The following is a 12,045-nucleotide window of genomic DNA, read 5'->3' as shown; positions in this document are numbered from 1 at the left end:
TGAATGGCTAGTTTTATCAGAACTATCTTTTTGACAGCATCTTCATAATAACGATCACCACACTGAATGCAGCTAAAGAAGCAGCCAGTGACATAAGCACAGAACCGCTAAAGCCTAACACTACAAAACCCACACTAGACACAGCAGCCATAGATAATGCGTACGGCAGCTGTGTTGCAACGTGATCAATATGCTTACAGCGTGCGCCCGTTGACGACAGAATAGTTGTATCTGAAATTGGTGAACAGTGATCGCCGAATACTGAACCGGCTAACACCGCACTTAACACAGGCAGCATTAAACTGATGTCGGAAGCAGCCGCCATATCACCGGCAATCGGCAGCATAATACCGAATGTTCCCCAGGAAGTACCCGTTGAAAACGCCATTAAACCAGACAATACAAATAAAATTACCGGCAGCCAGTGTAAACCGATATTACCCTGTACTAATGAAGACAGATACGCACCGGTTTTCATATCACCGATAACACTACCGATTGACCAGGCAAAGAACAGAATAATTATTGCGCCGAACATAGAGCGGGCACCAATCCACAATGCTTTGCCGATTAACTTCGGCGCCAGTTTCTGCTTGAATACTATGAATAAAGAAAGTGCCAGTCCTACCAGAGCACCGTAACAAAGCGATTTACCTACATCAGTATTTTCAAAGGCACCTAATACAGAAAACGGCAGTTCGCTGCTGCTCAACGCCTGATTACCCGTATACAGCATAAAAAATAGTGTGGCTAAAATCAGGCTGGTAATAGGGAAAATAAGATCACTTACCTTACCGTGCTCGCTTTCCTCAACACCAAATTCATCATGCAGATCAACATGCTCTTCCTCTTCCTGCTTAGACTTATTAAGGCGCGCTTCAGCTTTTGTTTCGTGCTCTTTCATCAGGCCGATATCCAGCTTAAACCAGATAACAGCAAACACCATCAGCAGAGTAAACAGCGCATAAAAGTTCATCGGGATAAGACGCACATAAGCGCCCAGTGCAGAGTAATCTGCAATACCATGACTAAGCAGAATACCGCCGATAATAGTCATGATGTATGCCCCCCAGCTTGAAACCGGCATTAGAATACACATAGGTGCCGCCGTAGAATCAAGAATATAAGCAAGTTTTGAACGAGACACACCGAACCTGTCGGTCACCGGACGTGAAATAGAGCCGACAGCTAAACTGTTAAAGTAGTCATCAATAAAGATAAATACACCTAAAAACGCCGCCAGGTAAGATGCGCCGCGTTTATCTTTAATATGTTCCAGAGCCCAGTCAGCAAACGCGCGCGTGCCGCCGGAAAGTGTCAGCAGTGCGGTCATCATTCCCAGTAATACTAAGAATGCCACAATACTCATATTCCAGCTGTTAATGCCGCCGTCTTCAATAACAACACCTTTAACGGTATTAAAGATATATTTACCTGACTCTAACAGAGAGAAATCCGTTAACAGCAGTGCACCGAAGATAATACCCAATCCTAACGAGATTAAAACTCGACGGGTTATGATAGCTAAACCCAGTGCAATTAATGCCGGTAATACCGACAGAGAGGAAGTTGTGAAATCAACTAACGTCATTTACTTTACCTTGTATCTTAAAAGAAAAGCCCCCTACTCTTAAAAAGAGAGGAGGCTTGTTATTAACTAATGCACAATGTACTAATAAAAGGCTATTACCACCAGTTACTTAGGTACAATTTGTATCATTGTTCTGCAAACAAAAAGCAATAAATTGTAATATTACTTGGATAACATTAATGAATCAGCCATTGCTTCCAGGTTAGAAGAGCCCATTAAATATGCATCAATAGCACGGGACGCTTCACGACCTTCATTAATACAACGAACAATCAGTGACTGACCGGTACGCATATCACCGGCGGCAAATACACCTTTCTGACTGGTCTGGAAATCATCTGTTTCCACATTGCCGCGCTCATCTAAAGCGATTTCAAGCTGCGCTAAAACACCGCCTGGCTCTGGGTGTAAAAAGCCCATGGCTAAAAATGCTTTTGTACAAGGAACCGTACGTACACTGCCTTCAATTTCTTTAAAACCAGGGCGCTGTCCAGGCTGTTCTTTTTCCCACTCAATATCGGCAATCACCAGCTCTTTAACACAGCCGTTTTCATCACCGATGAACTCTTTGGTTAAAATAGACCAGTGACGATCTACGCCTTCTTCATGGGAAGTAGTGGTTTTTAAGATCATCGGGTATGAAGGCCAAGGCATATTCACAGTACGCTGCTCCGGCGGAATCGGCATGATTTCCACCTGAGTCACGCTGGCTGCGCCATGACGGTTTGAAGTACCTACACAGTCAGAGCCGGTATCACCGCCGCCGATAACAATAACATGGTCATCTTGAGCATGAATTTCTTCAGTTTTAAGATCCATATTATTTGCACGACGGTTATTCTGACTAAGGAATTCCATAGCAAAATGAACACCTTTAAGATCACGGCCGGGAATCGGCAGATCACGCGGCACTGTAGAGCCGCCGGTCAGCAGCACGACATCAAACTGCTTGCGCAGCTCTTTGGCATCAAAATCAACACCGATATGCGCATTCACAACCATCTTAATACCGGCAGCTTCCATTACCGCAACTTTACGATCGATAACGTCCATACCTAGTTTAAAGTCTGGAATACCAAAACGTATTAAACCGCCGATTTTTTCATCCCGCTCGTAAACAGTTACCGTATGGCCGGCACTGTTTAACTGCTCAGCAGCCGCCAGCCCGGCTGGACCGCTGCCGATAATGGCAATGGTTTTACCGGTACGTGCCGTTGGTATTTTCGGCTGTACGTAACCCAGTTCATAAGCTTTTTCAACGATAGTTTTTTCAATATTACATATAGTGATCGGATCCTGATTAATACCCAGCACACATGAACTTTCACAGGGAGCCGGACAAACACGTCCGGTGAACTCAGGAAAGTTATTAGTAGAACTTAGGATTTCCCAGGCTTCTAACCAGCTTTCACGGAAAACCGCATCATTAAATTCAGGAATGATATTACCAATCGGACAACCGTTGTGACAGAAAGGCACACCACAGTCCATACAACGTGAAGCCTGGTCGCTGATTTTCTTACCAAACTCATCGTTTTGTACAAACTCTTTGTTATTTTTCAGACGCTCAGCTACCGGAAGTTTACCCGGCAGTTCACGACCTAATTCTAAAAATCCCGTTGGCTTACCCATTAGATATCTCCTTTCTTACGCGCAGCTAATACTGCTTTGTAATCACGCGGCATTACTTTAACCATTTGCGCCAGGCTTGCTTCAACATCCGCTAAGAATTCAGCAGCAACATTTGATTCAGTTAATGCTAAATGTTTATTTACCTTAGCAATAAGAAGATCTTTATCTTCCTGCTCAAGCGGATCCAGGTCAACCAGTTCCATATTACAGTTACTTTCGAATAAGCCGTCTCTGTTCCATACATAAGCAGTACCGCCGCTCATGCCGGCGGCAAAGTTACGTCCGGTTGCCCCTAAGATAATAGTAATACCACCGGTCATATATTCACAACCGTGGTCACCAACACCTTCAACAACCACTTCTGCGCCGGAGTTACGTACACAGAAACGCTCACCAGCCATACCGTTAATATATGACTGACCGGATGTTGCCCCGTAGAAACATACGTTACCGACAATAATATTGTCTTTGGCAACAATATCTGAGTTTCTATGCGGATAAACAACAATCTGACCACCAGATAAACCTTTCCCCCAGTAATCGTTAGCATCACCTTCAACAGTAAACTCAACGCCTTTAGTCAGGAAACAGCCGAATGACTGACCCGCACTACCGTTAAATTTAACCTGCATAGGCTGAGGCAGTCCCTGGTCGTTATAGACCTTAGAAATCTCATTAGACAGCATAGTACCGCAGCTTCGATCAGTATTAACAATGTCAAACTCGGCAGAAACCGCTGCACCGTTTTCAAGCGCAGGTTTAGCTGCCTCAATCAGTTTTCTATCTAATACTGCTTCCAGGTTATGATTCTGGCCGGTCTGATTAAAGGTACCGTCTTCAGCTTTAGGCGCTTCTTTGAATAATACAGTTCTTAAATCTAAGTTTTTGTATTTCCAGTGCTTGATATCTTCACGCACTTTCAGGCTTTGTGTCTGGCCGACCATTTCATTAATGCTTCGGTAACCCAGCGCAGCCATGTTTTCACGCATGCCCTGTACTAAGTACTGGAACAGGGTAACAACATCTTCAACACGACCGTCAAAACGCTCACGAAGGGTTTTATTTTGTGTTGCGATACCGACAGGGCAGGTATTTAAATGACACTTACGCATCATAATACAGCCTTCAACAACCAGCGCGGCTGTTGCAACGCCCCACTCTTCAGCACCTAATAACGCGGCAACCGTTAAGTCGCGCGGCGTTTTCATCTGACCGTCAGCCTGAACAACGATACGGTTACGCAGGCCGTTTTTCAGCAGTGTCTGATGCGTCTCAGCTAAACCCAGTTCCCAAGGTAAACCTGCATGACGAATTGAAGAAATCGGTGATGCACCTGTTCCGCCGTCAAAACCGGCGATAAGTACAACATCTGCTTTTGCTTTACAAACACCAGAGGCGATTGTCCCGACACCAGCTTCAGATACTAACTTAACGTTAACGCGGCCTTTACGGTTGGCGTTTTTCAGGTCGTAGATCAGCTGTGCTAAATCTTCGATTGAGTAGATATCATGATGCGGCGGCGGAGAAATTAGACCTACGCCCGGAGTCGAGTGACGAGTACGGCCGATCCAGTCATCAACTTTATGACCAGGTAACTGACCGCCTTCACCGGGTTTAGCACCCTGTGCCATTTTAATCTGAATTTCAGCGGCATTGGTCAGGTAGTAAGAGGTTACACCGAAACGGCCCGATGCAACCTGCTTGATTGCCGAACGTTCCCAGTCACCGTTATCTTTCGGCAGGAAACGCGCCGGATCTTCACCACCTTCACCTGAGTTAGATTTCGCACCGATACGGTTCATAGCAATAGCTAACGTTGAGTGCGCTTCATGGGAGATAGAACCAAAGCTCATTGCACCTGTGGCAAAGCGTTTTAAGATATTTTCCGAGGACTCAACCTCATCAATTGAAATCGGACCTTCAGCACTCGGCACAAATTCAAACTGACTACGCAGTGTTGCAGCATCATCACCCTGTGCATCAACAGTAGCTGCATACTCTTTGAACTGCTCGTAATCTTTATTACGCGTAGATTCCTGCAGCAGTGAAATTGTTGTCGGGTTAAACAGGTGTTTTTCACCACGCTGTTTCCACTGGTAAACACCGCCAACATCTAAACGCGTTACCGGCACTTCCCGTAACGGGTAGGCAAAGCGGTGGCGTACTAGAATTTCAGCCGCGATATCATCAATGCTTAAACCTTGAATACGTGTCACAGTACCTTTGAAGTACTTATCAACCACTGATTTACTGATACCCAGCGCTTCAAAAATCTGTGCGCCCTGGTATGACTGAATCGTAGAGATCCCCATTTTCGAGAATATTTTTAACAGACCCGCATCAATTGCCGCTTTATAGGAAGCAAAAACATCTGCTACTGATCTTTCAGCCGGAAGACGTTTTTTCGTTTGTAAATCAACAATCATCTCTTCGATTAAGTAAGCATTTACAGCAGATGCGCCGTAACCGATTACCGTTGCAAAGTGATGTGTTTCACGTACGTCACCGGTTTCCACTACTAAGTCACACATAGCACGCAGGCCGCGCTTGATTAAGTAATGGTGAACCGCGCCCGTTACCAGCATTGCCGGAATCGGTGCATGATCAGAGGTTGCGTTACGGTCAGAAAGGATAATGATCGAGTAACCGTCATGAATTGCATCTTCAGCATAACGACAGATACGATCCAGTGATTTGGCTAATTTACCTTTTTCACCCGTCCCCAGGAACAGGGTATCTAAGGTTTTAGCCTGCAGATGTTTATCGTCTAAGGCATTAATTTTTTCAAGCTCAGCATTACTTAATACTGGAGACTCAAGTTCAACTTTATGACAATGTTCAGGCGTTTCAGATAATAAATTCTGATCTTTACCTAAATAAGTCTTCAGCGACATAACCATACGCTCACGGATCGGATCGATCGGCGGGTTAGTTACCTGCGCAAACAGCTGTTTAAAGTAATGAGAAAGATGCTGCGACTGATGAGAAAGTACAGCAAGCGGCCAGTCGGCCCCCATTGCACCTAACGGCTCTTTCGCGTCCCTGAACATCGGAAGTATAATTTCGCTCACTTCTTCCGAGCTTACGCCGAATGCCTGCAGGCGTCTTAAAAAATGACCGTCATTAGGCTGTAGATTACGCTCTAAGGCGGCCGGCTGATCTTCCAGCTTAACTAAGTTATCAGCTAACCAGGTTTCGTACGGCTGCTGTGCTGCAATAGAGTCTTTCACTTCATTATCTGAAATGATGCGGCCCTGTTCCAGATCCGCAACAAAGATACGTCCCGGCTGCAGACGGCCGCGAAGTTTAATATTTTCCGGCTCAATTTTAACCACACCGCTTTCTGATGCCATGATCAGGAAGTCGTCTTTGGTTACACAGTAACGCGATGGACGCAGACCGTTACGGTCAAGCGTTGCCCCAACCTGTACACCATCGGTGAAACATACAGAAGCCGGGCCGTCCCAAGGTTCCATAAGGTTGGCATGATACTGGTAGAAAGCACGGCGGGTTTTATCCATGTTCTCATTTTCCTGCCAAGCTTCAGGAATCATCATCATTAATGCATGCGGCAGGCTGCGTCCGGAAAGAACCAGCAGTTCCAGTGCCATATCAAAGCTTGCAGAATCAGACATACCTTCAGTACAGATAGGCATTAACATATCAAGTTCGCCGCGGGTAAAGAACTCAGCTTCGAGAAGCGCTTCACGAGCCTTCATCCAGTTGATATTACCACGGACAGTATTGATTTCGCCGTTATGCGCAATGTAGCGGAAAGGCTGCGCTAAACGCCAGCGCGGGAACGTATTGGTAGAGAAGCGGGAATGCACAAGTGCAAGTGCTGTTACCATGCTTGGATTTTGTAAATCCAGGAAATACTGAGGTACCTGCTCGGTAGTCAGCTGACCTTTATATACGATAGTTTTGTAAGAGAAGGTATTGATATAGAAGTTGTCTTCGATACCAGATACAGACTGCAGACAGATACGCGTAGAGTAGTTACGTAAAATAAATAATTTACGCTCTAATACAGCCGGATCCATATCCGCACCGCCGGTTACAAACATATGTTCAAACTGCGGCTCACTGCTTAGCGGATCTGCACCGATCATTGAATTGTCGGTAGGAAGAACACGGTAACCAATAACTTCAAGACCTAAACGATCAGCAGTACGTGCTAAAATATCACGACATTCTTTACGCTGATTCGCATCTTTAGGGAAGAGAACGGTACCTACACCATATTGATCAAACTTGGGTAAGGTGATCCCGACTTTTAATGCTTCGGTCACTAAAAACTCATGCGGTTTCTGTAACAAAATACCAGCACCGTCACCACTGCATGGATCGCAGCCTTGACCGCCGCGGTGCTCCATTCGTGCAAGCATATCTAATGCCTGGGTCACAATTTGATGTGACTTGCTGTTTTTTAAGTGTGCCACGAAGCCGATACCACAGGCATCATGTTCCATCTCTGGCACATATAGGCCGTGAGCGTTTTGCTCTTTATTAGTCATAAACATGTCCTTCAAGATAAAACAGTAAAAATAAGAGTTACTGTTTTAGATCTACGTTTTCGAAGTGCTATACACGACCTGTAAATTTGCATAAACAAAAAAACAGGCAATTAGGTTTTACTTTTTTGTAAAGGAAACTACCTTTTGGGGCAAAAATGCACTTTTAGAAAACTTCCTTAGCAAGAAATGACGCGCATAGCATCCGTATAAGCACAGGGCTTATACACTATTTCTTCCACACAACAGGCGTAATTTTATGCGTATTCTACCGTTTAAGGCGCATAAAATCCAATTTTCTTAATTTGACCGGGCGCTAATAGTTGTTAATAGCTTGTAACACCCGGAGAACCTGCTACCCATATGTTTTAACATTACTTTTCTGTTCAAAAAGCAGGCACAGATTGATCTATAAGAGATGAATAGTCACACAAAAAGAGATAAGTTTGATATAAAAAGGGGAATATCAGGGGTATAAATCATCAAAAACATGAATATTAATTCGTTTTACCCGAAGTTTTATTCTCTTTAATATACACTTTTAATAATACACTTTCCCATTCCGGCAGCCATAACCAAAGCAGCATAGAAAGCATTACTAAAACGTCGGATAACCAGCCTTCACTTAAGATACTTAGCAGTCCAATAGCGGCAATCACCACACGATCAACCTGATGTACTTTATGACCTCTTGACATAACAGCCTCCGATACGGGTAAAAAAACGACGGTTTTCTGCCGCTTTTAAGTCATAAATAAGAGGAAGCATAATTAATACCAATTTCAGGAAATAATCAGCAAATAAACACCACAAAACAGCAGATAAGAGCTCATAAAAACCACAAACAGATAATTCCCTGCAAAAAACCGTTCACAAATAAGCCGTTCTATCTCCTGTTAATGGAACTTATTATGCTCAACCGCTCTCTCAAAAATTCCGGACAAACCAGAAAAGCAGTGCACAGAAATTACCCGTCATGTTTAAATAACAATCAAAGGCTGGTGTTAATTGTTTAACAAACAAGCAGTTGCAAATTATTTCTATGAGATATGCAGATAAAATGCATACAATAGCAGCTGAAATTAAAACAACATAAGAGACTCATCTCACAGCAGATAGAGATATAACAATATGGAAAATATAATAGAAGTCGGGGCTATCGAATCTTTGATAATAGCCATTCTGGTGCTCTTTATCGGGCGCTTAATCAATGCCTGCGCACCTAAACTTGCCCAGTTTAATATCCCGGAACCCATTCTGGGCGGATTAGTTGTAGCCATACTAATAACGATTCTTCATCAGCAGGGCACAACGATTGCCTTTCACCTGCCTTTACAAAATACCTTTATGCTTTTGTTTTTCAGCACCATCGGCCTGGCGGCCAGCTTCAAACTTTTAGCTCAAGGCGGCACAAAAGTTTTTCTGTTTTTAGGTATCGCCTCGCTGTATATCATTATTCAGAACGGTGTAGGTGTGACTCTGGCCGGCAGTCTAGGGCTGGATCCCCTATTAGGCTTAATTGCCGGCTCGATTACTTTATCCGGCGGTCACGGAACGGGTGTAGCCTGGTCACAGACTTTTGCCGAAGACTACGGTCTGCAGACCTTAGAATTTGCAATGGCGGCGGCGACATTTGGTTTAGTTATGGGCGGCATTATCGGAGGCCCGGTAGCACAGCGTTTGATTAATAAAAAAGGCTTAGAGTCTGAGTTTGGTAAAGGGGCAAATCACCATGAAACGCATCCTGAACTGGTTACCTATAATCAGTTAGAAGAAGATAAAGTCTGTGCAAAAAAGATAACCGAGACACTGTTTATCATGCTGATCTGTATCGTCGGCGCAAAATACTTTAAAGAGCTTATTGACAGCTTTGATATTAAGTTCCTGAAGATCCCTGACTTTGTTTACGCTTTATTTATCGGGGTAATTATCACCAATCTTACTGAATCGACTAAGACCTATAAAGTAAATGCAGAAACCGTGGATATTTTAGGCACTGTTTCATTATCGCTGTTTTTATCAATGGCTTTAATGAGCTTAAAACTCTGGGAAATATTTGAACTTGCCCTGCCGCTGCTGGCCATTTTAATCTGTCAGACTATCGTTCTTGGTGCTTTTACCTATTTTATTACCTTTAAAGTAATGGGCAGTAATTACAATTCAGCAGTTATTGCCGGCGGTCACTGTGGTTTTGGTATGGGAGCCACACCTACAGCGGTAATGAATATGGGCGCATTAGTTTCACGGAACGGTCCTTCGCCGCAGGCCTTTATGGTGGTTCCTATTGTCGGGGCGTTCTTTATTGATATGACGAACTTAATTATCCTGCAGGGTTATATCGCTTTTGTTGCTTAAGACAGCTTTTCTCAACTAAAAAGGTGCTTAATGCACCTTTTTTATTTCTCTAAACTCACTTTAAAACTAACTCTATTTTCTCCGCCCGACATCAAAATAAAACCTATGCTCTATAATCAGTAATACATTTCAAGCATCGCGGAGAAATAAAATGAAACGCATACTCTGTACACTGCAGCTGGTTACTTTCATGTTTTTCTCCTGTTTTGCGACGCTTAATGCGAAAGAATTAAGCATGGTCACTGTCGACTGGGCTCCTTTTTACGGTTCAGAAATGCCCGATAACGGCGTTATAACCGTCATAGTAAAAGCCGCATTTCAGCGTTCCAGTATTGACTCATCAGTGAAATTTATTCCCTGGAAACGCGCACTAAAAGAAGTTGAAAACGGTATATCAGATGTGCTGATGGGGGCTTATTATACAAACGAACGGAACAGAACTTATTTATACAGTGATCCTATTTATGATATCCGTGTCGGCCTGGTCGCCCTGAAATCATTGGGGCTAGAACACTACACAAAACTGCAGGACTTAATTCCATATACAATAGGAGTCAGCCGGGGCTGGGCCAATAGCGAAGAGTTTGATCAGGCAGATTATCTTAATAAAAAAGGCGCAACTAACCAGATATTAAATGTACGTAAACTATTTAAAAAACGAATTGATATGATATCAATCTCTTTTGACGTTTTTCGCTACGAAGTGGCAGCCATGTCAACACACACACTTGATGAGATCGTATTTATTCAGCCGCCTCTGCAGGTTTCAGCAATTCACCTGATGATCTCCCGGCAGAATCCAGACAAAGAAAAGATAATTGATGCCTTTAACCTGGGCTTAGCAGCCATTAAACAAGACGGCACCTATGATAAAATATTAAAAGAGTACGGTTTTTGATTCTTACAACGGTTGGAAATTCAAATGAATGAATTTGAACAAAGCTTATTTACTATTCTTTATTACATTCCTGCGGGAAAATTAACCACCTACGGGCGCCTTTCCAAAGCTGCCGGTTATCCTAATCACTCCCGCCACGTCGGAAAAATTCTTGCCCGTCTGCCTAAAGATACTAAACTGCCCTGGTTTAGAGTGGTTAACTCGCAGGGACAGATATCATTAACTGGAGAGGCTTTTCTGCGTCAGAAAACCCTGCTGGAAAATGAAGGGATCAGCGTTTCTGCAGAAGGTAAAATCCAGCAGTTCCGCACCCTGCTGGTCGAATAAACACAAACCTCTGCGCTGAAAATACACTCTAGAGGCAGCAGGAAATGAACAACGATGCCTTTTAACAAGTTCGATGTATAATAAACGTGATTTTATTGAATAAATGGTATTAAAAGTGAAACAACTTCCCCCTGAACAGATTCAGCAGCAGCTGACAGATTTAAATTTTAAAGCGCAGAACATTCGCATTGTGACAGTTAGTGCAATGCCAAATGAGGCATTAGAAAAGAGTACCAGCAAAGAAGGTGAAAGCTTCTACAACAGTTATATGAACGTCATATTTCACCACGGTGAAAGATATGTGCTGGGTTACCGCTGCGAAGATCCTCTGGTCGACCATGCTATTATCAAAAAAGGGGATTTATATTTTGATCCTACTTTACAGGCTAATGGTGATTTCCAAAGCTATCAGTTTGCCGTATTAACCGAATTTAAAATATTCGATATGATGAAACATGCCAAATCAAATAAAGATTTTCCACCCGATGTAGACTTTCTGCTGACCAAGAAAAAGCATTTTAAAAATATTATTAATTTCGATAAATAAAAAAGAACGCCTGTAGTGCAACAGACTTTTGCGCCATAAGCACAAAACATATAAGGCGCTGAAAGCGCCTTATACTGATTAAGTGAGTAACCTTGTTTTACAGCTGCGGCAGTTCATCGCTGTTTTAATCCAGCTGCGCAAAAGTCTGGCGTTTATGATGTTTACCGCCTTTGCCTTTATG

8 protein-coding genes are annotated in these 12,045 nt (G+C 43.4%); 4 read left to right on the top strand and 4 right to left on the bottom strand.

Annotation, left to right across the window (positions count from 1 at the left end; all coding sequences use genetic code 11):
* Positions 1 to 22: 22 nt before the first annotated feature.
* The 4 genes from G337_RS0110330 to G337_RS0110315 form a co-directional block, all read right to left on the bottom strand.
* Entirely contained in the window at positions 23 to 1,591 is a 1,569-nt protein-coding gene (locus G337_RS0110330; RefSeq protein WP_028863820.1) for a Na+/H+ antiporter NhaC family protein, read from the bottom strand.
* A 162-nt stretch (positions 1,592 to 1,753) separates the two neighbouring features.
* A complete protein-coding gene (locus tag G337_RS0110325; RefSeq protein WP_028863819.1) occupies positions 1,754 to 3,223 on the bottom strand; it encodes a glutamate synthase subunit beta in 1,470 nt (489 codons plus the stop codon).
* Positions 3,223 to 7,740 carry a glutamate synthase large subunit gene (gene gltB / locus G337_RS0110320; RefSeq protein ID WP_028863818.1) on the bottom strand — a complete coding sequence of 1,506 codons (4,518 nt, stop codon included), beginning with the start codon at positions 7,738 to 7,740 and terminating at the stop codon, positions 3,223 to 3,225. The genes G337_RS0110325 and gltB overlap by 1 nt, the downstream gene beginning before the upstream one ends.
* Positions 7,741 to 8,234: 494 nt before the next feature.
* A complete protein-coding gene (locus G337_RS0110315; protein ID WP_028863817.1) occupies positions 8,235 to 8,435 on the bottom strand; it encodes a hypothetical protein in 201 nt (66 codons plus the stop codon).
* 433 nt (positions 8,436 to 8,868) lie between these two features.
* Between G337_RS0110315 and gltS the strand changes: the two genes are divergently transcribed.
* The 4 genes from gltS to G337_RS0110295 all read left to right on the top strand — a co-directional run bounded on the left by gltS (position 8,869) and on the right by G337_RS0110295 (position 11,864).
* Positions 8,869 to 10,092: a sodium/glutamate symporter gene (gene gltS, locus G337_RS0110310; RefSeq protein WP_028863816.1), complete on the top strand. Its 1,224-nt coding sequence runs from the start codon at positions 8,869 to 8,871 to the stop codon at positions 10,090 to 10,092.
* 151 nt (positions 10,093 to 10,243) lie between these two features.
* Entirely contained in the window at positions 10,244 to 10,990 is a 747-nt protein-coding gene (locus G337_RS0110305) for a substrate-binding periplasmic protein (RefSeq protein WP_028863815.1), read from the top strand.
* A gap of 24 nt (positions 10,991 to 11,014) precedes the next feature.
* The gene (locus tag G337_RS0110300) at positions 11,015 to 11,317 is read left to right on the top strand and encodes an MGMT family protein (protein WP_028863814.1); all 303 of its coding nucleotides are present in this window, start codon (positions 11,015 to 11,017) and stop codon (positions 11,315 to 11,317) included.
* A gap of 115 nt (positions 11,318 to 11,432) precedes the next feature.
* Positions 11,433 to 11,864, top strand: a complete 432-nt coding sequence (locus tag G337_RS0110295; protein ID WP_028863813.1) for a hypothetical protein — start codon at positions 11,433 to 11,435, stop codon at positions 11,862 to 11,864.
* The last annotated feature ends 181 nt before the right edge of the window (positions 11,865 to 12,045 follow it).

The organism is Psychromonas aquimarina ATCC BAA-1526 (assembly GCF_000428725.1).
Classification (GTDB): domain Bacteria; phylum Pseudomonadota; class Gammaproteobacteria; order Enterobacterales; family Psychromonadaceae; genus Psychromonas; species Psychromonas aquimarina.
Note: the sequence above shows the minus strand (reverse complement) of the source record. Positions and strands in the feature narration are given on the sequence as shown.

Excerpts from the sequence above, each read along its gene's own strand:
- G337_RS0110330 (WP_028863820.1), bottom strand. The coding sequence starts at position 1,591 with ATGACGTTAGTTGATTTCACAACTTCCTCTCTGTCGGTATTACCGGCA.
- G337_RS0110325 (WP_028863819.1), bottom strand. The coding sequence starts at position 3,223 with ATGGGTAAGCCAACGGGATTTTTAGAATTAGGTCGTGAACTGCCGGGT.
- gltB (WP_028863818.1), bottom strand. The coding sequence starts at position 7,740 with ATGACTAATAAAGAGCAAAACGCTCACGGCCTATATGTGCCAGAGATG.
- G337_RS0110315 (WP_028863817.1), bottom strand. The coding sequence starts at position 8,435 with ATGTCAAGAGGTCATAAAGTACATCAGGTTGATCGTGTGGTGATTGCC.
- gltS (WP_028863816.1), top strand. The coding sequence starts at position 8,869 with ATGGAAAATATAATAGAAGTCGGGGCTATCGAATCTTTGATAATAGCC.
- G337_RS0110305 (WP_028863815.1), top strand. The coding sequence starts at position 10,244 with ATGAAACGCATACTCTGTACACTGCAGCTGGTTACTTTCATGTTTTTC.
- G337_RS0110300 (WP_028863814.1), top strand. The coding sequence starts at position 11,015 with ATGAATGAATTTGAACAAAGCTTATTTACTATTCTTTATTACATTCCT.